Genomic DNA, 25,977 nt, shown 5'->3' with positions numbered 1-25,977 from the left:
CGAGATTTGCATCGAAGAGGTGCCGTGCAGCGCATGCCCCGGCCGGTCGAGACTATCCCGTGCTCAGTTATCCGGTTTCCGCCAGAGGCGATTGTCATAGCGAATTGGCGAATAGTCGTGCCATTGAGCGAGTTTCTTGAGATAGCGATTGCGATAGCTCTGCTCGTCTTCGAACTCTACGTTCTCGAACACGGCTTCCGCGCCCAGCTCATAATAAAGATCGAGATTGCTGAGATCCGGCACTGGCGTCTCGCCGCGTTCGCATTCGCCCTGCATTTGCCAGAACAGCTCTTCCAGACGGCGCGCCAGGGCGGGAATATCCCGCAATACGCTGGTATCCCGCTGCCGGGCGATCGATTCTCTGACCTCCAGAAGCTTCTTCCGGTCGCGTTCGAAACCGATGGCGCGGGCGACATAGTCTTCCGGCGAAGAGCAAATCATTTCCGGAACACCCGCTGCGGTGACGATGCTGCCGCAGAAGCGCGCCGCAAATGTCTTGCCGGGCATGGTAAGGACGGGCAGGCCGGATGTTATGGCGTCCGCGGCCGTGGAGTGTGCGCCATAGGGGAATGTGTCCAGAAACAGATCGGCAACGCCGATACGGGCGATGTGCTGCGGGTTCGGAACCTTCGGCGCAAAGACGAGCCGGTCAGGTGAGATGCCGCTTTTTTCGGCGATGGCCTGCAGGTGCTGATTGACGTCTTCATCGCCCGCCAGCAGCCACAACAGGCTGCCCGGCGTCTGCGACAGGATCGTCATCCATCGCGCAAAGCAGCTTTCGGTAATCTTCTGCATGCCGTTGAAGCTGGCATAGACGAACGCATCCTCCGGCAGCCCCACCTCGGCTCGGCTTGGCCGGGCGGCGATGGGCCGCTTGCGGTCGAGCGGCTGGTCACAGGCGATGCGCAGGACCTTCTCGGAGTAATAGATGTCGTTCTCCGGCGGGATCATGTAACCGTCCGAAATCAGGTACTGATGGAACGGGCTTCCCATCGATCCGGGGTAACCGCAGAAACTGACGATGACCGGCGCGGGGCGATAGGCGAAAATCTTCGTGCGCGCGTCCTTGGTGTAGCCGTTCACGTCGATCAGAATATCGATTTCGTCGGAGATGATCTGCGATGCCGCAGCGGCATCGTCCAGGCCGTGGATATCCCGCCAGCAATGGACTGCTGCCTTGATCCGCTCCTGCGTGCTGTCGGTGTTGCGGACGTTACCGCAATAATAGGCGAAGACCTCAAGGCTGTCCCTGTCATGCAACTCCAGAACCTCGCAGAGAGCGAAGCCCACGGCATGATCGCGAAGATCCGACGAGAGGTAACCGACGCGCAGCCGCTCACCGGTTCCGGACTTCAGCTTCGGCGATCTCCGCGGAAAACGGCTGAGGTCCGGCCGCGTGCCGACCACCGTTTTGCTGTAGCGATATGCCTTGGCCAGCTGGAACATCGGATCGTCGGCGTAGCAGCTCAGCGTCAGCGAGGACATCGCATCGAGCATCTTGCGCGCAGGGACGTGGTTTGAAGGAGCAAGCACCGGCCACTTGCACTGGCGCTGCCGCAACGACACCCAGTGCTGACCTGCCTCCGGCAATTCCGGCCGCAGCTCGAACGCCTGCAGCAAGGCGGTTTCAGCATCCTCGAGCTTTCCGGCGCCTTCGAGAACGCGGCCGATGTTCTGCAGGGCCATGTGCCGATGGCCAATCGCTTCGGCGTCGAGGTGCTTCGTCATTTCGGCATACTGCGACCATTGTTCCACGGCCTGGCCGATCAACCCGCTATCTTCGAGGACACGACCGAGATTGATGTAACCGGGAGCGAATTGCGGATTGGCCTTCAAACAGGCGCGGAAAGCCTGGACGGCGCCCGCGCGGTCGCCAAGCTGGCTGAGCGCGACGGCATAGTTGAAATAGGCGAGATGAATGACGGGATTGTTGTCGTTGAACGCAACCCAGGTCTTGTAGAGTTCCGCAGCCGCGGCCCGTTGACCGGCAGCACTGAGCGCCTCGGTTACGCTCAGCAGATCCATGAGACTCATCCGCTGGTTCCGCGCAAGATCAAGGGCGCTGGGAGCGGCGGCGTCGTTTGAAGGTGAGACGGGATTGGCGGTCATGACATCCTGCGGCAAGCGACAAAGGGTCGAAGATAAGAACAGCCTGTTGATGGGCCGTCCTTAGCTATCGCAGGTAACTTGCCTGTGGCTGGATGTGTTTGAGGCGGGGTTGCTTGCCCGGATCAGCCTGTGGTGTGGCCGGGCGAAGTTTCCTCCCGGTCAGGCGCCGGCTTCCGGGAGATTGATGCTGTCATGCGGCAGTAAGGATCACTCTCATGTCTAGCGATGAGAGTATTTCATCCTGTAGCTCGCCAGCGCGATTGACGGGTTGATCCGATAGACACTGTCGAAGTCTTCATCCGTGAAGTATTGATATGAATGTGCGACATATTCGCGGAAAAGACCGTGCAGGTCCTGCCGCATCTGCTTGGCCGCCCATTCCAGCAAACCCGCCTTGAAGACGATGAAGATCGGGTAATATTTTGCCCTGAAGATCGGATTGTCCAGGAAAAGCTTCTCGATGTCTTTCAGCGCTGCGAACATCTCAAGCCGGCGCTCGTCGAACGTGCTCGTATGCTGCTCCCGCCCCGGGACGAGACGGTGTGTTGTCAGGCTGCTGTTAATGGCCAGAAACCGTCCGGCATTCATATAGGCCGCCCAGTGCGGCAGGATATCTTCGTTGATCCGCGCGGTGGAGAAGCGCCAGCTTGTCCGGCGAATGAAAGATGTCCGCAGTATCTTGTTCCATGGGTAATTGATCGTCACCAGGAATTGCGCGGTCGAGTCGAGGTCGATCATTGCGCTGTCGCGGCTGCCGAGGACGCTATCCCAGATATTCTTGTCGATAGGCGCCATTTCGCCGGCGGGGCCATCTGCCGTTCTCAACACGCTATATCTGAATGCGGCGACATCGATATTCGTCTCATCCATCAAAGGCAGAACGGTATCGACAGCTCCGTCGTGCAGGAGGTCGTCAGCGTCGTGAAACAGGCAATATTCGCTGTCGATGGTCGCCAGCGCCCTGTTGCGGGCGACACCCGGCCCGGTGTTCGTCTCGCTGCGCATCAGCCTTATATTGGCGTGCCGCGCGATGTATTGCTCGACGATGTCGCAGGTATTGTCGGTGGAGGCATCGTCGACGACGACGATATCCATCTCGGTTTCATTGCGCAGAACACTGTCGAGTGTCTCGCCGATAAGACTGGCCATGTTGTAGGCCGGGATGATGACGGATATTTTTGCCATGACAGATACTGAATGTCCTCTGGGGCATTCTGCAATTAAAATGTTACGACGCGGCCTGAGCCGCGTCGTAGGTTTTGTCGGGTCGTTTAAGGCTTATACTGCCTTGTAGGCTTTGATGACCGCCTCGACCTGTGCATCGTTCATGACCTTCAGCTGCTGGGCCGAGAGCGCACCGGCCTGGCTGCTGCTGAGACCAGCGATGGCAGCGGTGGAAAGGCCTGCGATGGCATTGGCGCTGATGGCCTTGATCTCGTCGGTCGAGAAGAGGCCCAGTTCAGTGCTGTTCAGGGTTGCGACCTGCGCGGAGCTGAGGCCGGAGACCTGATCGGAGTTGAGGGCCTTGATCTGGTCGGTCGACAGGGCCGCGAACTGTGCCGAGGAGAGCGCTGCCGCCTGTGCTTTGCTGAGGGCGGCGACGTTGCCGGTGCTCAGCTTGGTGGCGTCGATGCCGGCGAGAGCCTTGGTGCTGATGGCCTTGATCTCATCGGTCGAGAAGGTGGCAAGGCTGTCGGAGGACAGAGCGTTAAGCTGCGTCGAAGACAGGCCGGCGATCTGCGTCTTGGTCAGAGCGGCGGCGTTTTCAGTGCCGAGACCGGCCAGGGTAAGACCGGAGATGGCGTTGGCGCTGATGGCCTTGATCTCATCGGTCGAGAACAGAGCCAGTTCGGCGCTGCTCAGGGTCGCAATCTGAGCGGAGCTGAGACCGGAGACCTGTTCGGAGCCGAGGGCCTTGATCTGATCGGTCGACAGGGCTGCGAACTGTGCAGAGGAGAGCGCTGCCGCCTGTGCTTTGCTTAGGGCGGCGACGTTGCCGGTGCTCAGCTTGGTGACGTCGAGGCCAGCAAGCGCCTTGGTGCTGATGGCCTTGATCTCGTCGGTCGAGAAGGTGGCAAGGCTGTCGGAAGACAGAGCGTTAAGCTGCGTCGAAGACAGGCCGGCGATCTGCGTCTTGGTCAGCGCGGCAGCATTTTCAGTGCCAAGACCAGCCAAGGAAAGGCCGGCGACAGCATTGGCGCTGATCGCCTTGATTTCGTCGGTCGAGAACAGAGCCAGTTCAGCGCTGCTCAGGGTCGCGACCTGAGCGGAGCTAAGACCGGAGACCTGCTCCGAGCCGAGGGCCTTGATCTGGTCGGTCGACAGCGCTGCGAACTGTGCCGAGGAGAGTGCAGTGATCTGCGTTTTGCTCAGGGCGGCGACGTTGCCGGTGCTCAGCTTGGTGACATCGAGGCCGGCAAGGGCCTTGGTGCTGATCGCCTTGATTTCATCGGTCGAGAAGGTGGCAAGGCTATCGGAAGTCAGGGCGTTGAGCTGTGCCGAAGACAGGCCGGCAATCTGCGTCTTGGTCAGTGCAGCGGCATTGTCGGTGCTGAGAGCAGCGAGCGCTGCTGCGGAAAGGCCGGCAACGGCGTTAGCGCTGATCGCCTTGATTTCATCGGTCGAGAACAGAGCCAGTTCGCTGCTGCTGAGGGTCGCGACCTGCGCGGAGCTGAGGCCGGCGACCTGATCAGAGTTGAGGGCCTTGATCTGGTCGGTCGACAGGGCTGCGAACTGTGCCGAGGACAGTGCCGCTGCCTGTGTTCTGCTCAGGGCGGCGACGTTGCCGGTGCTCAGCTTGCTGGCGTCGAGGCCGGCAAGGGCTCTGGCGCTGATGGCCTTGATCTCGTCGGTCGAGAAGGTGGCAAGGCTATCGGAAGTCAGGGCGTTGAGCTGTGTCGAAGACAGACCGGCGATCTGCGTTTTTGTCAGCGCCGCAGCGTTTTCGGTGCTGAGAGCAGCGAGTGCAGCGGCGGAAAGGCCGGCAATGCCGTTAGCGCTGATCGCCTTGATTTCGTCGGTCGAGAAGAGTGCCAGCTCGCTGCTGCTGAGGGTCGCAACCTGAGCGGAGCTGAGGCCGGCGACCTGATCGGAGTTGAGGGCCTTGATCTGATCCGTCGACAGGGCTGCGAACTGTGCCGAGGACAGCGCCGCTGCCTGCGCTCTGCTCAGGGCGGCAATGTTTCCGGTGCTCAGCTTGGTGACGTCGAGGCCGGCAAGCGCCTTGGTGCTGATGGCCTTGATTTCATCGGTCGAGAAAGTGGCAAGGCTCTCGGAGGACAGGGCGTTCAGCTGTGTCGAAGACAGGCCGGCGATCTGCGTCTTGGTCAGTGCAGCGGCGTTTTCAGTGCCGAGACCAGCCAGGGAAAGGCCAGCGACAGCATTGGCGCTGATGGCCTTGATTTCGTCGGTCGAAAACAGTGCCAGCTCGCTGCTGCTGAGGGTTGCGACCTGAGCGGAGCTGAGGCCGGCGACCTGATCGGAGTTGAGGGCCTTGATCTGGTCCGTCGACAGAGCTGCGAACTGTGCCGAGGAAAGCGCCGAAATCTGCGTTCTGCTCAGGGCGGCGACGTTACCGGTGCTCAGCTTGGTGACATCGAGGCCGGCGAGGAGCTTGGTGCTGATGGCCTTGATCTCGTCGGCGGAGAAGGTGGCAAGGCTGTCGGAAGACAGGGCGTTAAGCTGCGTCGAAGACAGGGCGGCGATCTGAGACTTTGTCAGGGCGGCGGCGTTTTCGGTGCTGAGAGCAGCGAGCGCGGCTGCGGACAGGCCGGCGATGGCGTTGGCGCTGATCGCCTTGATTTCGTCGGTCGAGAACAGCGCCAGTTCGCTGCTGTTCAGGGTTGCAACCTGTGCGGAGCTGAGACCGGCGACCTGAGCCGAGTTGAGAGCCTTGATCTGGTCGGTCGAGAGGGCGTCGATCTGGCTGGTATAAAGCGCCGTAACCTGAGACGCCGACAGGCCGCTGATCTGAGCGGAGCTCAGCTTTGCGATCTGGGTCAGCGTCAAGCCCTTGAAGGCGCTGACCGAAATGGCCCGGAGATCTTCAGAGCTGAAAAGAGCAAGGTTATCTGTGCTCAAAGAAGCGATCTGAGACGACGAGAGGGCCTTGATCTTGGTGCTGTCCAGCGCATTCACGTCTTCCGAGGTTAGGCTGGCGATCGTGGAGGTGGAAAGCTTGGAAATCTGCACAGCAGACAGTGAGGAGAGAATAGACGTCATGAACGTGTCCTTTACCGGATGGCGACTGGTCACGCCTATCTGCTGCCAGACACTGCCCGTGATGACAGCGGTCCGACATCCGCAAATAAAGCGAAATTGTGGAGAACATGGCTCATGTGAACCTGCGCTGGAAACGCATCATGCAATTCGAGCCGGAGAAGGGGGCCCGGATTTTCCACGCTAGCTTGTGCGAATGCCGCTTAATAATTTCCGTCGCTTAAGATTTTCGCGACGTGCGTGTCATATCAGGCCAACATTTAAAGCCTAGTTAATATTTGGAGGCGGTGCATTTTATTCTTGATGTTTGCGTATCTTAGAGTCTTATGGAGTATAAAATTACAAAGCTAACTATCGATTCGATCAGCTTCCACTGCGGGCAATCAGACGCGACCGCTCGCGGCTAAGTAGTATCCGTTTGATGGGGTGAAAGCGCAAGGGTTTGATCGTTATTTTCGTCTAAAACCGTCCCGTGATTCTTGGCGGTAGCTGATCCGCCTATGTAACGGCTGCCAGAATCGAACAATGCTTTGCTTTGTCGCCTTTATTTCGGGTGCCGTGTAGTTGGTTTTTTTGAAGCGGAAGCTGTTATTTCCGGTTTCCGGGCCACGGCAATGCTTTGGACGGACAGGCGCGCGTCACGCGACGAATTGGCGATGTGCCGATTGGGGAGATTCCAGAAAATGGGTGTCCAAAGCGCGCTGACCCGCCACGAATGACGGGGCTGTTTTGGTCTGACGCGGTTGTCCTCGTCAGACTTCAATCCCCTGTATCAGGCATGATGGCGCAGGGCGTCGATGATCACCTTCATCGCCGGAGACATCTGACGCCTGCTGGGGTAATAGAGGTGATAGCCGGTGAAGGGCGCGCTCCAATTGTCCAGAACCGCCTGCAATTTCCCTTCGGTTATGTGCTCCTCGACAAGGTCTTCCGGAACATATGCAATCCCGTAGCCTTTCATCGCGGCGTCGATCTGGGAGATCGAGGAATTGAAGCTGAGTTGCCCGTCAACTCTGACCCGCAGTTCTCGCCCGTCCTTTTCAAACTCCCAGCTGTAAAATCCGCCCCAGGTGGCCTGACGCGTATTGATGCAGACATGGCCGACCAGATCCTGGGGTATGGCAGGGATGCCGTGTCTGGCGAAGTAGTCCGGCGAAGCCACGGCCCGGAGACGCCAGTCCGGACCGATCCTGACGGCAATCATGTCCCTGTCGACGCTCTCGCCCAGTCGCACGCCGGCATCGAAGCGTTCCTCGACAATATTGCGCATGCCGTTGTCGCTATAGAGTTCGACATGGATATCAGGATAGTTGGTGAGCACGCGGCTCAGCTTTGGCCAGACGGTCGTTTGAAGGGCGTGATCGGACAGCGTCAGGCGCACGGTGCCTGAGGGTTTTTCGCGAAAGGCGACGAGGTCCGCCAGGTCCGCCTCGATGCCCTGAAATCGCGGAGCGATGGACAGAAACAGGCGCTCGCCGGCTTCCGTCGTGGCCACGCTGCGGGTCGTCCGCGTCAGCAGGCGCACGCCCAGCCGGGCTTCCAGCTGCTTGATGGTGTAGCTCAATGTCGACTGTGATGTTCCAAGCGTCGCCGCAGCCTTTGTGAAGCTCCGCTCCTTGGCAACCTCCATGAACCAGAGGAGATCCTTCATGTCCTCTCGCTGCATCAGAATCCCCTGATTAATATTGAATTTCGATAAGTCCATGCGGATTAGCACGGATTGTCCGTAAAGTCGTCCGGCAATATCTTCCCGCCATCGAAAGAAACCGGGATTTTAGTGCGAATGGCTCTTACCTATGACGAAGAGATGGGCAGCAGACGCGCGGCATGGAGCGCCGTGCTTTGCATGACGCTCTGCGCTTTCGTATTGATCGCTTCGGAATTCATGCCCGTCAGCCTGCTGACGCCGATCGCCGCCGATCTCGGGGTTTCGGAAGGCAATACGGGGCAGGCGATCTCCGTCTCCGGCATCTTTGCGGTCATCACCAGCCTGTTCATTGCCGGCCTGACCCGGCGGTTCGACCGGCGCGTTGTCGTGCTCGGCCTGACGGTGCTGCTGATGCTGTCCGGCATAGTGGTCACCCTTGCACCGTCTTTCCCGGTTCTGATGCTTGGCCGCGCCTTGCTCGGCATTTCTATCGGCGGCTTCTGGTCGATGTCCACCGCCATCGTCATGCGTCTTGTCTCCCATGCCCAGGTGCCGAAGGCGCTTGCCCTGCTGAATGCCGGCAATGCGGTTGCGGCAACGGTTTCCGCCCCGCTCGGCAGCCTGCTGGGCGCCTATATCGGCTGGCGCGGCGCCTTCTTTCTTGTCGTGCCGATCGGCCTGCTTGCGCTCCTGTGGCAATGGATCGTCCTGCCGGAACTCCCGCCTCGGCGCGACCGTGCATCCGCGAATGTTTTCAGGCTGCTTGGACGTCCAGCCGTGGCAGCGGGCATGATCGCGATCCTGCTGTTATTCATGGGTCAGTTCGCACTTTTCACCTATCTGCGACCCTTTCTCGAGCAGGTCACGAGCGTCGAAATCACCGTGCTGTCACTGCTTCTACTGATCATGGGATTGGCCGGAACGGTTGGAACATGGGTCATCGGCCGGCTGCTGCAGCGCCGTCTTTTCAGCATTCTTGTGATCATTCCGTTGATGATGGCCGGTATCGCGCTCTTCATGGTCGTCTTTGGTGATACGAAACTTCCTGTTGTCGCCGCGCTTGTCGGCTGGGGTTTTCTTGGAACCGCCGCGCCGGTCGGCTGGGGCACCTGGCTGAGCCGCATTCTGCCCGACGATGCAGAGGCCGGCGGCGGGCTGCAGGTTGCGGTCATTCAACTGGCGATCACGGCGGGGGCCTCTGTCGGCGGCATTTTATTCGACAGTTTCGGCTGGTGGTCCGCCTTCACCTTGAGCGCATTGCTGCTCTGCGGTTCCTCGCTTGCCTCTTTTGCCGCCTGGCGGCTGGCGCGGAGGCCATCATGAATGTTCGCCTCACCTGTTCCTCCAGACGTACCCTGCTGGCGCTGGCCGCCGCGATCATCTTGCCCCGGCGGGCTTTCAGCAAAAGCAGCCCTAACAATCAGGAGCGGAGCGACTTGAAGATCAAGCTGACTTTCGGAGAAAACACGATGATGGCGACGCTCTACGACAATCCGTCGGCGCGCGATTTTGCATCCATGCTTCCGCTCGATCTCAAGATCGCCGACTTCGGCTCCAACGAGAAGATCGCCTATCTCCCTCGAAAGCTGACAGTCGAAGGCCATGGTCCGTTCAACAACGAGCGGCCTTACGACCTTTGTTATTACATGCCCTGGGGCAATCTCGCGATGTTCTATACCGACTACAGGCATCCCGGCCTCATCCGGCTGGGACGCTTCGATGAAGGTTATGAAGCGCTCCATATCCCCGGGGAATTTCCGCTGCGTATCGAACGCGTCCAATGAACCGAACCACAGGAGTTCCCAGCATGAGCAAGCCAATCGAAACTGATGAAACCTGCAATACCGGCAGGCGCAACCTGATGAAGGCAACCGGCCTCGCCGTCGCCGCAATGGGCATGGCGCCGATGGCGGGTACGACACAGGCCTTCGCCCAAACCTCCACGTGGGACAAGGTCTTCCCGAAGAGTGACAATGTCGACCACCAGAAGGTCTCGTTCAGGAACCGCTACGGCATCACTCTCGCAGGTGACCTCTACCTGCCAAAGAACCGCGGAACTGCGCCTTTGGCCGCTCTTGTCATCAGCGGCCCCTTTGGCGCCGTGAAGGAACAGTCGTCCGGCCTTTATGCACAGACCATGGCGGAGCGCGGATTTGCCGCGCTGGCGTTCGATCCGTCCTATACCGGAGAAAGCGGCGGTGAGCCCCGAAACGTCGCCTCTCCGGATATCAACACCGAGGACTTCAGTGCCGCGGTGGACTATATCGGGCTGCAATCCTATGTGGATCGCGAACGCATCGGTGTCATCGGCATCTGCGGCTGGGGCGGCATGGCGCTGAATGCGGTCGCGGTGGACAAGCGCGTGAAGGCAGTCGTGGCCAGCACCATGTATGACATGACGCGGGTGATGTCCAAAGGTTACAACGACAGCGTTACCCTCGAACAGCGCACGCAGGCGCTGGAGCAAATGAGCCGGCAGCGCTGGCAGGATGCGGAAAAGGGAAGCCCCGCCTATCAGCTGCCTTATAACGATCTCAAGGGTGGCGAAGCGCAGTTCCTGATTGACTATCACGACTATTACCGGACGCCGCGCGGTTACCATGCGCGTGCCGTCAACTCCGGCAATGCCTGGACGCAGACGACACCCCTGTCGTTCATGAATATGCCGATCCTGACCTATATCGCCGAAATATCGCCGCGCCCGGTGATGTTCGTCCATGGGGAGAAAGCGCATTCCCGCTATTTCAGCGAGACCGCTTTCGCGGCGGCTGCCGAACCAAAAGAACTCGTGATCATTCCCGATGCCAACCATACGGACCTGTATGACCGCGCCGACAAGATCCCGTTCGACCGGATCGCCGCCTTCTTCAACCAGCATCTGGCGTAGAAGCCGACCATAAAAATGTCACGGCAGCCCGGGCCATTGCCAGCTCTTGCTGCCGCTACATTTACGTCACGCAGCATGCCGGCGCGCTCGTGCGCGTCGGCGGCGTTGCGGTTTGTAGGCTCTAGTCCAGCATTACCATATGCGCCGGTAGCTGCTCTTCGAAGAATTTCGAGAAGGTCGCAATGCGGGGCGGCAGTTTCTGATAGGGCGGATAATAGAGCGTCAACCAGAGTTCCTGCGGCGCCCAGCCGGGCAGGACATGAACGAGCCGGCCGCTGCGGATGTGTTCGGCGATATGGAATCCCGGCAACATGGCCACACCTGCACCCCCCGCCGCCATATCGGCCAGAACCTCGCCATTATTGGCGCTGAAGGCGCGTCCCGCGGAGATGGCGATGCTCGATCCGCCATCCGACAGGACCCAGTTCTCCCTCCGGCTTTCGCCGCTATAGGCAAGGCAATCATCAGGGGTCAGTTCGCCGGGATGTTCCATCTGCGTAAACCGGCTGCCCGGGGCCGCCACCAATATTCTCGGCACGGCCCTGATCTTGCGCCAGATTGTGAATTTGTCCGATGGGGCCGACGATATACGGATCGCCAGATCGTAGTCGTCATCCACGATGTTGACGAGACCATCCGACAGCGAGATCTCGAAGCACATTTTCGGATAGAGTTCCCGGAAACCGGACAGGATCGGCGGCAGCACCGTCTTGCCGAGCCATGTCGGCGCGCTGATCCTCAGACGCCCTTCATCTGCCTTGTGGGCGTTGCGGACATCGCGCCGGGCATTCTCCAGTGCCTCGACCGCCGGCTGGATCTGCGCGGCAAAGATGGCTCCGTCCGTCGTCAACGACACCTGTCGGGTGGTGCGGACAAATAATTGCACACCGAGATCGCATTCAAGTGCGGCAATGGCCCGGGTGACGGCAGCTGCGGTCATGCCCAGTTCGCGGGCCACCTGCGCGAAGTTGCGCTTTTCGGCCGCCATCAGAAAGGTTTTGAGAGCTTTATGGTCGTTCATCTTTATTATTTCAAAAATCGCAATTCACTCGAGAGAAATATTGCAATTCCGCGATGCAATCAAGCGGGCTACATCTTTGTCCATCGAAACGGGCACACCAACAACGAAAGGCGCCGACGATGATCAAGGATATCAAGGGCCTGCACCACGTCACCTCCATGGCGTCGGATGCGCGGCAGAACAACAGTTTCTTCACCGATACGCTCGGCCTGCGCCGGGTTAAAAAGACCGTCAACTTCGACGAACCCAGCGTCTATCACCTTTATTACGGTGACGAAAAGGGAACGCCCGGCACGGTCATGACCTATTTTCCCTTCGCCAACATGATGGCCGGCCGTCCCGGCGTCGGCGAAGTGGGCGAGACGCAGTTTTCCATCCCGAAGGGTTCGCTGGGTTTCTGGAAAGAGCGTCTCCTTGCCAAAGGCGCCGCCGGCATTCAGGCCGACACGGTCTTCGGCGCCAATCGCCTGCGCTTCACCGGTCCCGATGGCGATGGTCTTGCTCTGATCGAAACAGGCGATGACGCCCGTGCCGCCTGGCTGGCCGAGGGAATTTCCGAAGACAACGCCATACGCGGTTTCACCGGCGCACGGTTCAATCTGCACGATACGGCCGCAACCGAAGAACTGCTGCGTTTCATGGGTTATGAGCGGACTGAAGTTGAAGGCAACGTGACGCGCTTCGTCATCCCCGGCGGCAACGGGGCAGATACGATCGATCTTGCGGCCCTGCCCAAGACACCCTTTGCCCGGTCGGGAGCAGGCTCGGTCCACCATATCGCCTTCGCAGTCGAAAACCGCGAAAAGCAGCTGGAAGTGCGCAAGGCGCTGATGGATACGGGTTATCAGGTCACCCCCGTCATCGACCGCGATTATTTCTGGGCGATCTATTTCCGCACGCCGGGCGGCATCCTGTTCGAGATCGCCACCAATGAACCCGGTTTCGACCGCGACGAGGATACCGCGCATCTGGGCGAAGCGCTCAAGCTGCCGAACCGCTACGAGCCTTTCCGCAATCAGATCGAGGCGAATCTCGCTCCGCTTGCGGCATAAAGCGGGTCCCTGATCCGCATCCACTGACCAAGATAGATCCTCGCTTTTCAAGACGGCTGCCCCTGCCGGGCGGCCGGCCGGCGAAGCCTTCTCAATTTCCACCGCCGCAGATCGGCAACCACCACCTGAACGGAGAACTGAAAATGTCCAAGCTCGAAGTCCTTACCCCCGCTAACAGCCAGCTCATCTTCATCGACCAGCAGCCGCAGATGGCTTTCGGTGTGCAGTCGATCGACCGCCAGACCCTTAAGAACAATGTCGTCGGCCTCGCCAAGGCGGCAAAGATCTTCAATATCCCGACGACCATCACCACGGTCGAAACGGAAAGCTTCTCCGGCAACACCTTTCCGGAACTGCTCGCGGTCTTCCCGGAAAACGACATTCTCGAGCGCACCTCTATGAATTCCTGGGATGACCAGAATGTCCGCGATGCGCTGGCGAAGAATGCGGCGGCCGGCCGCAAGAAGATCGTCGTCTCCGGCCTGTGGACGGAAGTGTGCAACACCACCTTTGCGCTCTCCGCGCTCCACGATGTCGCAGATTACGAGATCTACATGGTGGCGGACGCCTCCGGCGGTACCTCCGTCGATGCGCACAAATATGCCATGGACCGCATGGTGCAGGCCGGCATCATTCCCGTCACCTGGCAGCAGGTGCTGCTCGAATGGCAGCGCGACTGGGCGCGCAAGGAAACCTATGACGCCGTCACCTCGCTGGTGAAGGAACATTCCGGCGCCTACGGCATGGGCATCGACTATGCCGTCACCCACGTCCATGGCGGCGAAGAGCGCGTCAGGCATGGCAAGCGCATCGGCCCCAACCCGGCCAAGAAATAAGCTTTCAACCGCGCCGCACCGGCAGGATCGCCATCCAGCCCGGTGCGGCTTTCACCCATCGAGGAGGTTCCCATGAAAGTCTATCTTCTGTCCCTCGGCACCGGCCTGCTGGTCGGTATTGTCTACAGCCTGCTCAATGTGCGTTCTCCCGCACCGCCCGTCATCGCTCTCGTCGGCCTGCTCGGCATCCTGGTTGGAGAGCAGATCATTCCTTTCGCGAAGACGATTGCCGGCAAGGAACCGGCCGTCGTTTCGTGGATCAACCAGATCAAGCCGCACATGTTCGGTCATATGCCGAAGGGTGGCGCTGAAACCACGGGTCTCGCCGAAGTTAAACAGCCGACCGAGCGGGAGAGAAGCTGATGCCCACACGACGCACCTTTCTTGGCGCGGCCTCGAGCCTTGCCTTTCCGAATCTGTTTTCACCGGCTAAGGCCGCTGATCCCATCAAGACCGGAGGTTCTTCCATGCATCCAGATACGATCCTTCACAACGGCCGCGTCACGACGCTCGATCGCGGCAATCCGAACGCAACGGCAGTCGCCATCAAGGACGGCCTGTTCCTGGAGGTGGGAAGCGACGCCGAGGTCGTGGCCCTTGCAGGGCCGGACACGAAGATCATCAACCTCAAGGGCAAGCGGGTTCTGCCTGGCCTGATCGACAACCACACCCACGTCGTGCGCGGCGGCCTGAACTTCAACATGGAACTGCGCTGGGACGGCGTGCGCTCGCTGGCAGACGCCATGGACATGCTGAAGCGTCAGGTGGCGATCACGCCCGCCCCGCAATGGGTGCGGGTCGTTGGCGGCTTCACCGAGCATCAATTCGTCGAAAAGCGCCTGCCGACCATCGAGGAGATCAATGCGGTGGCGCCGGATACGCCGGTCTTCCTGCTGCATCTTTACGACCGGGCGCTGCTGAACGGCGCGGCGCTGCGCGCCGTCGGCTACACCAAGGATACGCCGAACCCGCCCGGCGGCGAAATCACCCGCGATGCGAACGGCAATCCGACCGGCCTGCTGCTCGCCAAGCCGAATGCCGGCATCCTTTATTCGACGCTTGCCAAGGGGCCGAAGCTGCCGCTCGATTATCAGGTCAATTCCACCCGCCATTTCATGCGTGAGCTGAACCGGCTGGGCGTGACCGGCGTGATCGATGCGGGCGGCGGCTTCCAGAATTATCCTGACGATTACGAGGTGATCCAGAAGCTGTCGGATGAGAATCAGATGACGGTTCGGCTGGCCTACAACCTCTTCACGCAGAAGCCGAAACAGGAGAAGGAGGATTTCCTCAACTGGACGTCATCGGTCAAATACAAGCAGGGCAACGACTATTTCCGGCACAATGGCGCAGGCGAAATGCTGGTCTTTTCCGCCGCCGATTTCGAAGATTTCCGCCAGCCGCGACCGGACATGCCGCCGGAAATGGAAGGCGAGCTCGAAGATGTCGTCCGGATTCTGGCGGAAAACCGCTGGCCCTGGCGTCTGCACGCCACCTATGATGAGACGATTTCGCGGGCGCTGGATGTCTTCGAAAAGGTCAACCGGGACATTCCGCTGGAAGGCTTGAACTGGTTCTTCGACCATGCCGAAACCATCTCCGACCGCTCCATCGACCGCATTGCCGCCCTTGGCGGCGGCATCGCCACCCAGCACCGCATGGCCTATCAGGGCGAATATTTCGTCGAGCGTTACGGCCAGGGCGTGGCGGAAGCCACACCGCCGATTGCGCGGATGCTGGAAAAGGGTGTGAACGTTTCGGCCGGAACGGATGCGACGCGCGTCGCCTCCTATAATCCGTGGGTGTCGCTGTTCTGGATGGTGACAGGCAAGACGGTCGGCGGCATGCAGCTTTATCCGCGCGCCAATTGCCTCGACCGCGAGACGGCGCTGCGCATGTGGACCGAAAAAGTCACCTGGTTCTCGAATGAGGAAGGCAAGAAGGGCCGCATCGAAAAAGGCCAGTTCGCCGATCTCGTGGTGCCGGACAAGGATTATTTCTCCTGCGCGGAGGATGAAATCTCCTTCCTTACCTCGGAACTGACGATGGTGGGCGGCAAGGTCGTCTATGGCGCCGGTGACTTCAAGGCACTGGATGAAAGCAATATTCCGCCGGCGATGCCCGGCTGGTCGCCTGTGCGCACCTTCGGCGGTTATGCCGCCTGGGGTGAGCCGCAGGGCGCTGGAAAGAATTCGCTCAGACGGGCTGCGATCTCCTCCTGCGGCTGCGCCAATGATTGCGGTGTGCACGGCCACGACCATGCCGGCGCATGGACGTCGAAATTGCCGATTGCCGATCTGAAGGGCTTCTTCGGAGCGCTGGGCTGCTCCTGCTGGGCAGTCTGAGCCCGGCCAGCAGAAAATCCACCGGGCAGCGGATCGCCGCTGCCCGGTGGGCCCGGGAATAGGTATATTGCAAATTACGCAATTATATCGAAACTATTGATGCAATTGTTGGCGATAATCCTTTGCGCCAATATCGCTCCATCAGATGAATGCAGCGCCGCTCGAACCGACCGGCCAGATCGCAGGAGCAAAAAATGACCGAGCCATCTTCAACCCTTCGCCTTCGCGGGCTTCTCGCGGATATCGTTGCCGCACCCGCCACAAAAACCCTGGCGCTTCTGGCGCTCTGCTCGGCCTATATTCAGGGGCCGCTGACCAAGATCTTCGACTTCCCTGGCGCGATTGCCGAGATGAACCATTTTGGCCTTCAGCCGGCGGTCGCATTCGCTGTTGTCGTCATCCTGTTCGAGCTTACCGCCTCCGCTCTGGTGGTGTCGGGCTTCCTGCGCTGGGCCGGTGCGCTGGCACTTGCAGGCTTCACGCTTCTGGCCACCTTCATCGCTCTGCGCTTCTGGGAAATGGCGCCCGGCATGGACCGCATGATGGCCACCAACGCCTTCTTCGAGCATCTTGGCCTTGCCGGTGCTTTCATCATCGTCGCCGCAATCGATCTCACGAAAGGAACAGGCAAATGAGTGCCGCAAAATCCTCCGCGAGCAGCTTTGCTCCCCTTGCGCAACCGGTTTTCGCGGTCCTCTGGGCGGCGACGGTGCTTGGCAATACCGGCAGTTTCATGCGCGATGTCGCCAGTTCATGGCTGATGACCGATCTTTCGGCCTCGCCGGCGGCCGTCGCCATGGTTCAGGCGGCCGGAACCCTGCCGATCTTTCTTCTGGCGATCCCGGCCGGCGTGCTGACCGATATTCTCGACCGCCGCAAGTTCCTGATCGCCGTGCAGCTTCTGCTGGCCTCCGTCAGCGTCACCCTCATGGTTCTTTCCCATACCGGCCTGTTGTCCGTCAGCGCGCTGATCGGGCTTACTTTCCTCGGCGGCATCGGCGCTGCGCTGATGGGGCCGACCTGGCAGGCCATCGTGCCGGAACTGGTGAAGCGTGAGGATATCAAGAGCGCCGTGGCGCTGAACTCGCTCGGCATCAACATCGCCCGTTCCATCGGCCCGGCCGCCGGCGGCATCCTGCTTGCGGCCTTCGGGGCGGCCTTTACCTATGGCGCCGATGTTGCAAGCTATTTCGTGGTCATCGCCGCCCTTTTATGGTGGCCGCGGGCAAAGAACGCCAATGATGCTTTGGCGGAAGGTTTCTTCGGCGCATTCCGGGCGGGCCTTCGTTACACCCGCGCCAGCCGGCCGCTGCATGTCGTCCTGTTGCGGGCTGCGATCTTCTTTGCATTCGCCAGTGCCGTCTGGGCGCTGTTGCCTCTGGTCGCCCGGCAATTGCTCGGCGGAGATGCGAGCTTCTACGGTATCCTGCTCGGTGCTGTCGGGGCCGGTGCCATCGGCGGTGCGCTGCTCATGCCGAAGCTGCGCGACCGTTTCGATGCCGATGCCCTGCTGCTGGGTGCGGCTCTCACGACTGCGCTCGTCATGGCCGGGCTGTCCTTCGCGCCGCCAAAGTGGCTTGCCATCGTCATCCTGCTGTTTCTCGGCGGCGCCTGGATCACGGCGCTGACGACGCTGAATGGCGCAGCCCAGGCGATCTTGCCGAACTGGGTGCGCGGCCGCGGTCTCGCCGTCTATCTCACCGTCTTCAACGGCGCGATGACAGCGGGCAGCATCGGCTGGGGCGCGGTGGGTGAAGCGGCGGGCGTGCCGGGCACGCTGCTCATCGGTGCGGCAGGCCTTTTCATTGCCGGTCTCGTCATGCACCGCCTGAAACTGCCGGCCGGCGATGCGGATATGGTGCCGTCCAACCATTGGCCCGAACCGCTCGTTGCCGAGCCGGTGGCCCATGATCGCGGCCCGGTTCTGATCCTCATCGAATATAATGTCGAAAAGCATCACCGCTCCGCTTTCCTGCATGCACTGGACGAGCTTTCGCAGGAACGCCGGCGCGATGGCGCCTATGGCTGGGGCGTGACGGAGGACTCTGCCGATCCGCAGAAGATCGTCGAATGGTTCATGGTGGAATCCTGGGCCGAGCATCTGCGCCAGCACAAGCGGGTTTCCCACGCGGATGCGGATTTGCAGGGCAAGGTGCTGGCTTATCATTCCGGGCTGGAAAAGCCGGTGGTGCGGCACTTCCTCACAATCAACCGTCCGGGGAAGGCGTAAAACGGAAAGGGGCCGAAAAGGCCCCTTTTTCGTTGTTGCCACGCGATTGTCCGATTATTGCGTGATCCGCGCCAGCACACGGCTCAGCGCATCTTTCAGCGCCCCTGATCCGCCCTTGCCGTCGAAATCCAGCAGCACCTGCTCGTTGAGCCCGCCCTTGGTGGCGAATTCACGGCTGAGATCGATGAAATCCGTCCTGCTGCCGGCGAGCAGGGCCACCTCGGAAAGGCCGGCAAAGAGGGGCGCGAGATAGGCCCGGCCCTTTTCTTCCGGCAGACCGTTCTCGGAAAGCCATTCCGTCGTCGTTTGCATGATGCCGAAATAGGTGGCCATCAAAGCGCTGGCGGCGGCCAGAAGATCGTATTCCGCCTTGGTTTCGCATTCCACCGCATTGCCGAGCACGTTGAAGATAGCAGCCGTATCCGTATCGGCAGGATAAATGGCGGTGACGCCCTTGCGCCGGGCGACGAAGGGCAACGGGATCGCCTGGCTGAGACGCACATCCGCGCCGATCCAGTCCAGAAGCGCCTCGCGGCCGGTTGCGGCAACGACGCTGACGATCTTCTGCCCCTCCCGGAACCGGAGCGGCCGGATGACTTCTTCAGCGATCTGCGGCCGGATAGCCAGCATGACGGTATCGCAGCCATCGACGATTGCCTGATTGTCGCTGGAGACGATCACCTGCGGGAAATCGGCGGCAAGCCTCGCCGAGATATCGGCACTGCGCTGGGACACCATGACATGCGGCACGGCGGCAGGCCTGGCGAGCAGGCCTCTTACCATTGCATCGGTGATGGCTCCTGTTCCGATAAAACCGATTTTCTGGGGAAGTGACATGATTGCTCCGCTGCGGCGTTTCGCGTGATGCTAATTTTTCCGTCCGGAATTGTCGACAAGCAGAGGGGGAAATTTGCGGTCGAGGCGGAGCCGCGCCCGGTTTATGCCGGCTCTTCCAGCCCCAATATCGCCGGCCATGCCGGTGCTGCACGCTCTGACATGACCTCGATATGGCGCAGCGAGGTGAGGCCGAATTCTTCCGGGCGCAGGGTTCTGCGGTTGACGCTTCCCTGCGGGAAAACGTCGGCATAACGCCAGACGGCGGCGGGCGGCACCACCACATCGTCTGCCATCGTCATCATGCGCAGATCGAAGCGGGTGGCGGAAAAATCCGGTTCTGGCAGTGATTTGCCGATATCGCGCCGGAAGAAATCCCGGCTCGTGCACCAGCGCCGCCATTGCCAGTAGATTCCGGCGGGCAGATCCGCACCCAGCAGCAGCCTTCGGCCGGGAAGATAGCCCGCGAGTGTCGTGCTGACAGGCCCGAGCAGATACCAGAAGGCGATGACCGTGGGCCGATAGGTCCATGGATGGTCGCTGACATGGGCAAAGCCCGAGCCGATGGTGATGACACGCTCGAGCCGTTCGTCATGGCGTCGAAAAGGAAACGTCAGCCCGCCGAGGGAATGGCCGAGCAGCCAGAGGGGGCCTTCCGGTGCTATCTGGCAAAGTGCGGCCTCGGCGGCCGTCTGGTCGGCAATTCCCCAGTCGGCCATCGTGGCCCGGCTTTCGCGGACGGGGCGCTGTCGGGATGCGCCGAAATCGCGATAATCATAAGTCAGGACACCGACGCCCTGACCGGCCGCCCATGTGGCGAAGGCGCGATAATAGCGCGCCGGAACACCCGTTGCGCCATGAAGGACAAGATGCGCGCGGGCTGGCCCCCTGGGCGGAAAGAACCGGCCGGCGAGCCTGTGCCCTTCCGAAACAATGTCGATCTCCCGGCTCTCTGCAATATCAGTCATCCATCCCTTCCTCCTCCTGGACCGTTTGGTCTAATAACATCTCTGGACCAACCGGTCTACAGCGCTTAAAACAGGCGAATGGACGAAAGCAAGAACCGCCACGCTCTGATACGGGCCACCTCCGCGCTGTTTCGGCGGCGCGGTTATGCGGGTGTGGGGCTGGCTGAAATTCTCGCGGAGACGGGCCTGCCGAAAGGCTCTCTCTATTATCATTTTCCCGGCGGCAAGGAGCAGCTCGCCGCCGAGGCGACGCGATGGGCGGGCCGGAAGGTGGCAGAGCTGATCGACGCGAGTTTCGAGGACGCGGAGAGCTTCGCTTCGGGCTCGGTGACGTTATCCCGTGCGATAGCCCGCCTCTCGCAGGAAAATGGCCGCATCATGGGTTGCCCGGTGCTCAGCATCATTCAGGCCGGCGATGAAAAGCCCGATTTGCGCCAGATCGGTGCGGATGTGCTCAATGACTGGACCGCAAGGATTGTAGCTCAGGCAAGGCGCCTGGGCAGTCACGATCCGCAGACCGATGCCGAAAGACTGGTGATCGGGCTGCAGGGCGCGTGGGTTGTTTCGCTGGCGCGCCAGGATGTCACGTCGTTTAAGACGCTGGAGAGCAGCCTGCTTCAGTCTGCCTAGGCGTATGCCGGTGCGTTTTCACGCAGAGGCCTGACCGGAGCCATCGGTGCTTGTGGTGCCGCATGCTGCGGAGCAAATGAAAAGCGCGGCCGCCTTCAGGCTGACCGCGCGTGTTGTCGGAGAGAATAGGACTTTTACGTCTCTTTAGGTTGCTGTTTTCCCTGCGTCGGCTGATCCGTGGCGTTCGCGATTGATGCAGCCAACAAAGCCTGTGTCGGGTCCGTACCCTTGAAGCCGGCCTGTGCAAGGATTTCGTCAAGAACCGGCTTTTGCGCAGTGAAGCTGAGAAGCTGGCTCGAAAGATCGCCGAGGCCATTGCCGTTTTTGGCGTCGCCGCCGCCACCGAGGGCGCCCGCCAGATTACCGGCGCTGAAGATGCGGATATCGGAGATTTTCTCGATGGGCTTCATCGCCTCGGAAAGTGCTTCGGGAATGATGGCGATCCTAGCACGGGCGAGTTCGAATGCGATGATGTCGCCCGATAGGGCATTGCGTGCATCGTTCTTTGCGCGTTCCGCCTGCGCCTCTGCATCGCCGAGCGCGATGACGCCTTCGGCACGGATTTTCGCGGCCTGTGCCTCGGCTTCGGCACCGATCTTGGTGGCAGCAGCCAGGTTTTCGGCGGCTTGCCGTTCGGCTTCTGCCTTTACCGTGATGGCCGTCGCTTCCTGCTCTGCCGCCTTGCGGGCGTCGATCACGGCGATGCGCTTGGCGCGTTCGGCGATTTCCACTTCGCGGGCTGTTGCCACCTGTTCTTCCGCAGTGATGGCGGAAGCCTTGGCTTCGTCCGCCTTGGCGCGGGCAGCCTGTTCCTGCTCCACCTTCTGCGCCACGGCGATAGCGGCTTCGATTCGCGCCGTTTCGGTGATTTTGCGCGCTTCCGCCTCGCGTTCGGCAATACCGCGCTCGGCTTCGATGCGGGCAGTTTCACGCGCCTGGCGGGCTTGAGCATCCCGTTCGGCGATGCCGCGCTCCGTATCGAGCTTTGCCGTTTCCTCGTTGAGGCGGGCCGCCTGTTCGGCCCTTGCCGCTTCCGCCCGCGTTTCCGCCGTCTTGTTGGCGATATCGCGCTCCTGCGTCAGCTCCGCATCGCGCTGTTCGCGTTCGATGGTCAAGCGCCGCAGCACCGCTTCGCGGTCCTTCGTGGCAATTTCGACTTCGTTGTCGCGGACGATCTGGTTGCGTTCGCGTTTACGCTCTTCGGTGATCCGGGTGAGCGCCGTCAGGCCTTCCGCGTCGAACGAGTTGTTGGGATTGAAGTGCTTGATGTCGGTTTGATCGAGGCGTGTCAGCGAGACCGATTCCAGTTCCAGACCGTTGGACTGCAGATCGTGCGCGACAGCCGCCTGCACGGACTTGACGAATTCGGCGCGCTGCTCCTGAAGATCGCGCAGCGACATGGTGGCAGCAACCGAGCGCAAACCGTCGACAAATTTCGCTTCGACCAGTGACTTCAGCGCATCGGCATCATTTGTCCGGTCACCGAGTGTCTGGGCGGCAAGTGCGATGTTTTCTGCATCGGGTTTAACCCGCACGTAAAATTCGGCGGTGATGTCGGCCCGCATGCGATCCTTGGTGATCAGGGATTCATGTTCTGATCTTTTCACTTCCAGTCGCAATGTGCTGAGAGAGACCCAGGAATAGGAATGGAAGATCGGCAGGATGATGGCGCCGCCATCGAGAACGACTTTCTTACCGCCGAGGCCGGTCCTTACATAGGCTTTGTCGCGTGTCGACCGCGTGTAGAGCGATGTCATGATGATGCCGATGACGACGATGGCCGTGACGATGGCCCCCGCAATCAGGCCCAGAGAAAAGAAATCCATGGTGAGTTAGCCCCTATGATGCCCGCTATGGTGAATTTCCAGATCCGGCGGCGCGGGAATGGCCTGAAAAAGCCCATCCGCACCGTCGACGATCAATACCTGCGCACCCGTATCGATCGTGTGACCGGATGCTGCCTGTGCGCGCAGGAAGTGAATATTCTCGTGCCGGTCCTTGACCCGCACGGTGCCGGGCTTGCCCTGATCGAGAGGCCCGATGGTGACAGTGCCCACAAGTCCCAGAAAATCGGTCTGCTCGAGCGCGTTTGTCTCATCGCGTGGAATGACCTTCGCAACGGCGCGGCTGAGTGACCGCGTGGCCGGCAGGGCGGCGGCAATGGCGCCGGTCATGGCCAGATAGGGCGGCAATGGCCCGAGCGGCGTTGCGGACGCGATCCCCTGAATGAAGAACCCGGCGACGGAAAAAGCCGAGAGCAGGATGACTGCCAGAACAAGAAGCGGCACGCCGCCCGCATTAAGCCAGGACATCCAGCTGCCGAGTAACCCCGCCTCGGTATCGCCGGGTGCGTGGTAACTGAAGTTGTCGTCAAGCAGTCCCGAAGCCGATACACCAAGAAGAACCGAGACGAGTTCGACGATGCCAAGGCCGAAGACCGTCAGCAAGGCGATCCAGAAGGGAGCAGTGCATGGCTGGACAATGCTCTCCATCAGCGCTGCCCCTCACGAAATGCCTTGAGCCGTGCTTCGATGGCGCTCTGGCGCTGCATCCGGCCGAGTTCTTCTACCTCCGCCGCTCCGTTATTGGGCTTGGCGGGGGTGCCGGTTACTCTTTCGATGGCGTCGAGCGCGTCAGCCAGACGGCGGTCGTTGCGCTGGGATGGGGTCGTATCGGTTGCCGGTGCGATGCGTTCGGCGCGCTTGGCGTCCTCAAGCCGCTTTTGCGCATCCGCCTTTGCGGAGGCGATGCTGCGCAATGTGGTTTCCGCCTCGGCAATTTCGGCAGCGTTCTCGAGAATCGCCTTGTTCAGCGCTTCCCGCTGCGCTTCCAGATCAATCTGCAGCCCGGTTGCCGCACGGGCCAAATCCTCGCGGCCGTTTTCAAGTCCGATCCTGATCTTGTCGTCGAGGTCACGAATTTCTTCGTCGAGATCGGCGGCCTTTGCTTTCAGGCGATGGCCGGCTGCGACCGCCACGCCAAGCGCGGATCGGGCCTCATCGGCGATCTGAGCGATTTCCCGCACTGCCTGCTGCGCTACCGCAACCGGATTGGACGCCTCCGCCGCATCGACAGCGTTGTTCATGACGCCGGCGATGACACGCCCGAGTCGCCCAAGAATACCTTCATTGTTCATCGAAGCCTCCTTGTTCGGTTGAAAGCCGGTTTTTATTCCGGCATGGATGCTGATGGTTTCGCCCTCGAACACGAGGCGCGCTTCTGAAAAGTCATTCCAGCCGTCGTGATAGCCACGGACGGTATAGGGCACCACGACGCGGCCCGAGAGGGTGGCGATGCTTACCGTGTCCGGCCCCTTGACCGAAAAGAGCTTGCTGTCGAGCGGAATGTCCCGCACCGGCTCTTGCGGATCGCGCTGGCTATGGTCGCGCAGAGCCAGCGTCACCATGCGGGAAGGAAGGCTGGTCTTGACCCTGATCTCTTCATAAGCTGCCGCATGCAAGGCTACGAGATTGGCGCCTTCAGTCCGGTCAAGGATCGCCATCGCTCGCCGATAGGCAAGGAGCGTCTCTTCCAGAGAAGAGCGGTTCCCCTCCGAGAGATTCAGTGCCAGGACAACGTTGGACAAAAGTTTCGTGCTCATGTGAAATATATAAAGCACTTCATTTGTGCTTTCAAGATGTGGCCCGCGCGAATTGAGAGGTTGGTTCATGAAAAAAGCAATCATATTCGACTGCGAGTTCCTCTGCCTGGAAGGTTCCCAGCGCAGGTTTTGGTGTGCGGCTCATGATCCCGATCCGGTCATTGCGCAGATTGGCGCCGTCAGGCTTGGGCTGGAGGGCGATTTTCCGCTTCTGGGGACCTATAAGGTCTATATATGTCCGGTCGACCGTCATGGCGGAAGATATGTGATCGATCCGTTCTTCACCCGACTGACGGGGATCACCGGGGAGATCATCGAAACGGAAGGCGTTCCCTTGCAGGAGGCCCTTTCAAGCTTCGACAGTTTCTCGGAAGGTGCCCAATGCTGGTCATGGGGTAAGGACGAGCTGAATATGGTAGCGATCAGCTGTTATGTCGCCGGCATACAGCCACCCATCCCTGCCGGGCGTTTCGACAATGCCGTCAAACTTCTGCTTGCAGCGGGAATGTCGGTGGAGGACCTGGCAAAAACGCCAAGCAACAGGCTGGCCGATTATTACGGCGTCGAGCATCCGCCATTGCAGGGGCACGATGCGCTCGATGATGCGCTTTCGGTTTCCTATACGCTGCAACATCTCCTGAGGAGCGGAAAACTGACGCCGGAAGCGTTCGGCGTTTAGCCAGTGTCAGGCGGAATTGCGCCACTAACCCGGCCGATGTTCGCGAAAGGCGGCGGCGAGCGTGCGTAAGGCCTCCCGGGATCTGCTGTCTGTCAGGGTGGAAAACATGATGATTTCCGTGGAGGGCAGGGGCGGCAGGCCAAAACGCTGGCTGACCTCCACTGTGCCGGGCGGTGCGAGACGGGAGGAGAAGGCGGAAACCGCAAGCCCGGCCGAGACGGCTGCCGTCACCATCGACGATGTGCCGCCAAGAAACACCTCCGTCCACGCAATCGCGGCCGCATCCAGGGCGCGGGTGGCGATGTCGCGCACGCCACAGGCGGGCGAGAGCGCCGCCAGCCGCAGCGGTTCACCCTGACGGTGTTCGAATTGCGGGGTTGCATACCAGCCGAAATGTTCCGGCCCGAGCACCTCGCCGTCGCGCCGGTCGTCCTCGCGCCGGATGATTGCCGCATCGATCTCCCCACGGTCGAAGGCATCAAGCAGGGATCGGGAATGATCCATGCGGACTTCAATCGTAAGTCCGGGGTCGTGGTCGTTGAGACGTGCAAGCAGGGTCGGAACCTCCGGTCCCGCCACATGGGCGGCGATGCCAAGGCCGAAGCGGCGGCGTGGGGAGGAAAGACCCGCCAGCGCCCGGTCATGCGCGGCGAGAAACTCGCGGGCGGGCGCCAGAAATACCGCGCCCTGCGCTGAAAGCCGCACCGAGCGCGGCGTGCGTTCGAGCAGCCGCTGGCCGAGCCTGTCTTCCAGCCGTTTGAGCTTGACGCTGATGGCGCCCTGGGTGGTGCCGAGCGCTTCGGCAGCACGGGTGAAGCTTTGCATATCGGCGATGGTGACAAAGGCCTCGACGGCCTCCACATCCAGCGTGCTCATAGCGATTATTCCAATTTGTTGTCTCTGAAATAGCCAATCATCC

At 60.6% G+C, this 25,977-nt stretch carries 22 protein-coding genes; 11 read left to right on the top strand and 11 right to left on the bottom strand.

The genetic code is table 11. From position 1 onward, the window contains the following. Positions 1 to 63: 63 nt before the first annotated feature. The 4 genes from ACIK7D_RS20545 to ACIK7D_RS20530 form a co-directional block, all read right to left on the bottom strand. Positions 64 to 2,025: a glycosyl transferase gene (locus ACIK7D_RS20545; protein ID WP_400157243.1), complete on the bottom strand. Its 1,962-nt coding sequence runs from the start codon at positions 2,023 to 2,025 to the stop codon at positions 64 to 66. Positions 2,026 to 2,328: 303 nt separating this feature from the next. Continuing rightward, positions 2,329 to 3,294 (bottom strand): glycosyltransferase family 2 protein, encoded by a 966-nt coding sequence (locus tag ACIK7D_RS20540; RefSeq protein ID WP_400157242.1) that lies wholly within the window; start codon positions 3,292 to 3,294, stop codon positions 2,329 to 2,331. Positions 3,295 to 3,387: 93 nt separating this feature from the next. Continuing rightward, complete coding sequence (locus ACIK7D_RS20535) at positions 3,388 to 6,330, bottom strand: ice nucleation-like protein (protein WP_127758117.1); 2,943 nt, start codon at positions 6,328 to 6,330, stop codon at positions 3,388 to 3,390. Between the two features lie 769 nt (positions 6,331 to 7,099). After that, positions 7,100 to 7,993 carry a LysR family transcriptional regulator gene (locus tag ACIK7D_RS20530; RefSeq protein WP_137453471.1) on the bottom strand — a complete coding sequence of 298 codons (894 nt, stop codon included), beginning with the start codon at positions 7,991 to 7,993 and terminating at the stop codon, positions 7,100 to 7,102. A 117-nt stretch (positions 7,994 to 8,110) separates the two neighbouring features. Here ACIK7D_RS20530 and ACIK7D_RS20525 point away from each other — a divergent pair, with 117 nt between their 5' ends. Genes ACIK7D_RS20525 through ACIK7D_RS20515 form a run of 3 tightly spaced genes read left to right on the top strand, consistent with a single transcriptional unit; the run spans position 8,111 to position 10,862 of the window. Continuing rightward, positions 8,111 to 9,298 (top strand): MFS transporter, encoded by a 1,188-nt coding sequence (locus ACIK7D_RS20525; protein WP_400157241.1) that lies wholly within the window; start codon positions 8,111 to 8,113, stop codon positions 9,296 to 9,298. Further along, positions 9,295 to 9,759, top strand: a complete 465-nt coding sequence (locus ACIK7D_RS20520) for a cyclophilin-like fold protein (protein ID WP_400157240.1) — start codon at positions 9,295 to 9,297, stop codon at positions 9,757 to 9,759. The genes ACIK7D_RS20525 and ACIK7D_RS20520 overlap by 4 nt, the downstream gene beginning before the upstream one ends. 23 nt (positions 9,760 to 9,782) lie before the next feature. Continuing rightward, complete coding sequence (locus ACIK7D_RS20515; protein ID WP_400157239.1) at positions 9,783 to 10,862, top strand: alpha/beta hydrolase; 1,080 nt, start codon at positions 9,783 to 9,785, stop codon at positions 10,860 to 10,862. 121 nt (positions 10,863 to 10,983) lie between these two features. Here ACIK7D_RS20515 and ACIK7D_RS20510 read toward each other — a convergent pair whose 3' ends face one another. Beyond that, entirely contained in the window at positions 10,984 to 11,883 is a 900-nt protein-coding gene (locus ACIK7D_RS20510; RefSeq protein WP_127758122.1) for a LysR family transcriptional regulator, read from the bottom strand. Between the two features lie 119 nt (positions 11,884 to 12,002). On the opposite strand from ACIK7D_RS20510, the gene ACIK7D_RS20505 reads away from it, so the two are divergent. From ACIK7D_RS20505 to ACIK7D_RS20480, 6 genes are all read left to right on the top strand, one after another. Next, on the top strand, positions 12,003 to 12,935 hold the full coding sequence (locus ACIK7D_RS20505) for a VOC family protein (RefSeq protein ID WP_400157238.1): 933 nt from the start codon (positions 12,003 to 12,005) through the stop codon (positions 12,933 to 12,935). A 143-nt stretch (positions 12,936 to 13,078) separates the two neighbouring features. Next, the gene (locus ACIK7D_RS20500) at positions 13,079 to 13,771 is read left to right on the top strand and encodes a hydrolase (protein WP_127758123.1); all 693 of its coding nucleotides are present in this window, start codon (positions 13,079 to 13,081) and stop codon (positions 13,769 to 13,771) included. Between the two features lie 72 nt (positions 13,772 to 13,843). After that, entirely contained in the window at positions 13,844 to 14,134 is a 291-nt protein-coding gene (locus ACIK7D_RS20495) for a XapX domain-containing protein (protein ID WP_127758124.1), read from the top strand. Beyond that, the gene (locus tag ACIK7D_RS20490) at positions 14,134 to 16,116 is read left to right on the top strand and encodes an amidohydrolase family protein (protein WP_400157237.1); all 1,983 of its coding nucleotides are present in this window, start codon (positions 14,134 to 14,136) and stop codon (positions 16,114 to 16,116) included. The genes ACIK7D_RS20495 and ACIK7D_RS20490 overlap by 1 nt, the downstream gene beginning before the upstream one ends. Before the next feature lie 194 nt (positions 16,117 to 16,310). Then, complete coding sequence (locus ACIK7D_RS20485; protein ID WP_127758126.1) at positions 16,311 to 16,751, top strand: DoxX family protein; 441 nt, start codon at positions 16,311 to 16,313, stop codon at positions 16,749 to 16,751. Then, the gene (locus ACIK7D_RS20480; RefSeq protein ID WP_127758127.1) at positions 16,748 to 18,346 is read left to right on the top strand and encodes an MFS transporter; all 1,599 of its coding nucleotides are present in this window, start codon (positions 16,748 to 16,750) and stop codon (positions 18,344 to 18,346) included. Before ACIK7D_RS20485 ends, ACIK7D_RS20480 begins: the two co-directional genes overlap by 4 nt. A 54-nt stretch (positions 18,347 to 18,400) precedes the next feature. Here ACIK7D_RS20480 and ACIK7D_RS20475 read toward each other — a convergent pair whose 3' ends face one another. Further along, positions 18,401 to 19,183 (bottom strand): pyrroline-5-carboxylate reductase, encoded by a 783-nt coding sequence (locus tag ACIK7D_RS20475; RefSeq protein WP_400157236.1) that lies wholly within the window; start codon positions 19,181 to 19,183, stop codon positions 18,401 to 18,403. A gap of 101 nt (positions 19,184 to 19,284) precedes the next feature. Beyond that, a complete protein-coding gene (locus ACIK7D_RS20470) occupies positions 19,285 to 20,148 on the bottom strand; it encodes an alpha/beta fold hydrolase (protein WP_400157235.1) in 864 nt (287 codons plus the stop codon). Between the two features lie 78 nt (positions 20,149 to 20,226). Between ACIK7D_RS20470 and ACIK7D_RS20465 the strand changes: the two genes are divergently transcribed. Further along, positions 20,227 to 20,778, top strand: a complete 552-nt coding sequence (locus ACIK7D_RS20465; RefSeq protein ID WP_080819798.1) for a TetR/AcrR family transcriptional regulator — start codon at positions 20,227 to 20,229, stop codon at positions 20,776 to 20,778. Between the two features lie 134 nt (positions 20,779 to 20,912). Here ACIK7D_RS20465 and ACIK7D_RS20460 read toward each other — a convergent pair whose 3' ends face one another. Genes ACIK7D_RS20460 through ACIK7D_RS20450 form a run of 3 tightly spaced genes read right to left on the bottom strand, consistent with a single transcriptional unit; the run spans position 20,913 to position 24,364 of the window. Further along, positions 20,913 to 22,604, bottom strand: a complete 1,692-nt coding sequence (locus ACIK7D_RS20460; RefSeq protein ID WP_127758131.1) for a flotillin family protein — start codon at positions 22,602 to 22,604, stop codon at positions 20,913 to 20,915. Between the two features lie 6 nt (positions 22,605 to 22,610). Further along, complete coding sequence (locus tag ACIK7D_RS20455; protein WP_400157234.1) at positions 22,611 to 23,270, bottom strand: OB-fold-containig protein; 660 nt, start codon at positions 23,268 to 23,270, stop codon at positions 22,611 to 22,613. Continuing rightward, a complete protein-coding gene (locus ACIK7D_RS20450; RefSeq protein ID WP_135398740.1) occupies positions 23,270 to 24,364 on the bottom strand; it encodes a PspA/IM30 family protein in 1,095 nt (364 codons plus the stop codon). Before ACIK7D_RS20450 ends, ACIK7D_RS20455 begins: the two co-directional genes overlap by 1 nt. Before the next feature lie 82 nt (positions 24,365 to 24,446). On the opposite strand from ACIK7D_RS20450, the gene ACIK7D_RS20445 reads away from it, so the two are divergent. Then, positions 24,447 to 25,058 (top strand): 3'-5' exonuclease, encoded by a 612-nt coding sequence (locus ACIK7D_RS20445; RefSeq protein WP_400157233.1) that lies wholly within the window; start codon positions 24,447 to 24,449, stop codon positions 25,056 to 25,058. 24 nt (positions 25,059 to 25,082) lie between these two features. On the opposite strand, the gene ACIK7D_RS20440 is transcribed toward ACIK7D_RS20445, so the two are convergent. Beyond that, positions 25,083 to 25,934, bottom strand: a complete 852-nt coding sequence (locus ACIK7D_RS20440; protein WP_162936893.1) for a LysR family transcriptional regulator — start codon at positions 25,932 to 25,934, stop codon at positions 25,083 to 25,085. Between the last annotated feature and the right edge of the window lie 43 nt (positions 25,935 to 25,977).

Source organism: Agrobacterium sp. P15N1-A (assembly GCF_044626815.1).
In the GTDB taxonomy this organism is placed as follows: Bacteria; Pseudomonadota; Alphaproteobacteria; order Rhizobiales; family Rhizobiaceae; genus Agrobacterium; species Agrobacterium leguminum.
The sequence above is the reverse complement of the archived record's forward strand: the minus strand, read 5'-3'. Positions and strand labels throughout refer to the sequence as shown.

Excerpts from the sequence above, each read along its gene's own strand:
- ACIK7D_RS20545 (WP_400157243.1), bottom strand. The coding sequence starts at position 2,025 with ATGGATCTGCTGAGCGTAACCGAGGCGCTCAGTGCTGCCGGTCAACGG.
- ACIK7D_RS20540 (WP_400157242.1), bottom strand. The coding sequence starts at position 3,294 with ATGGCAAAAATATCCGTCATCATCCCGGCCTACAACATGGCCAGTCTT.
- ACIK7D_RS20535 (WP_127758117.1), bottom strand. The coding sequence starts at position 6,330 with ATGACGTCTATTCTCTCCTCACTGTCTGCTGTGCAGATTTCCAAGCTT.
- ACIK7D_RS20530 (WP_137453471.1), bottom strand. The coding sequence starts at position 7,993 with ATGCAGCGAGAGGACATGAAGGATCTCCTCTGGTTCATGGAGGTTGCC.
- ACIK7D_RS20525 (WP_400157241.1), top strand. The coding sequence starts at position 8,111 with ATGGCTCTTACCTATGACGAAGAGATGGGCAGCAGACGCGCGGCATGG.
- ACIK7D_RS20520 (WP_400157240.1), top strand. The coding sequence starts at position 9,295 with ATGAATGTTCGCCTCACCTGTTCCTCCAGACGTACCCTGCTGGCGCTG.
- ACIK7D_RS20515 (WP_400157239.1), top strand. The coding sequence starts at position 9,783 with ATGAGCAAGCCAATCGAAACTGATGAAACCTGCAATACCGGCAGGCGC.
- ACIK7D_RS20510 (WP_127758122.1), bottom strand. The coding sequence starts at position 11,883 with ATGAACGACCATAAAGCTCTCAAAACCTTTCTGATGGCGGCCGAAAAG.
- ACIK7D_RS20505 (WP_400157238.1), top strand. The coding sequence starts at position 12,003 with ATGATCAAGGATATCAAGGGCCTGCACCACGTCACCTCCATGGCGTCG.
- ACIK7D_RS20500 (WP_127758123.1), top strand. The coding sequence starts at position 13,079 with ATGTCCAAGCTCGAAGTCCTTACCCCCGCTAACAGCCAGCTCATCTTC.
- ACIK7D_RS20495 (WP_127758124.1), top strand. The coding sequence starts at position 13,844 with ATGAAAGTCTATCTTCTGTCCCTCGGCACCGGCCTGCTGGTCGGTATT.
- ACIK7D_RS20490 (WP_400157237.1), top strand. The coding sequence starts at position 14,134 with ATGCCCACACGACGCACCTTTCTTGGCGCGGCCTCGAGCCTTGCCTTT.
- ACIK7D_RS20485 (WP_127758126.1), top strand. The coding sequence starts at position 16,311 with ATGACCGAGCCATCTTCAACCCTTCGCCTTCGCGGGCTTCTCGCGGAT.
- ACIK7D_RS20480 (WP_127758127.1), top strand. The coding sequence starts at position 16,748 with ATGAGTGCCGCAAAATCCTCCGCGAGCAGCTTTGCTCCCCTTGCGCAA.
- ACIK7D_RS20475 (WP_400157236.1), bottom strand. The coding sequence starts at position 19,183 with ATGTCACTTCCCCAGAAAATCGGTTTTATCGGAACAGGAGCCATCACC.
- ACIK7D_RS20470 (WP_400157235.1), bottom strand. The coding sequence starts at position 20,148 with ATGACTGATATTGCAGAGAGCCGGGAGATCGACATTGTTTCGGAAGGG.
- ACIK7D_RS20465 (WP_080819798.1), top strand. The coding sequence starts at position 20,227 with ATGGACGAAAGCAAGAACCGCCACGCTCTGATACGGGCCACCTCCGCG.
- ACIK7D_RS20460 (WP_127758131.1), bottom strand. The coding sequence starts at position 22,604 with ATGGATTTCTTTTCTCTGGGCCTGATTGCGGGGGCCATCGTCACGGCC.
- ACIK7D_RS20455 (WP_400157234.1), bottom strand. The coding sequence starts at position 23,270 with ATGGAGAGCATTGTCCAGCCATGCACTGCTCCCTTCTGGATCGCCTTG.
- ACIK7D_RS20445 (WP_400157233.1), top strand. The coding sequence starts at position 24,447 with ATGAAAAAAGCAATCATATTCGACTGCGAGTTCCTCTGCCTGGAAGGT.
- ACIK7D_RS20440 (WP_162936893.1), bottom strand. The coding sequence starts at position 25,934 with ATGAGCACGCTGGATGTGGAGGCCGTCGAGGCCTTTGTCACCATCGCC.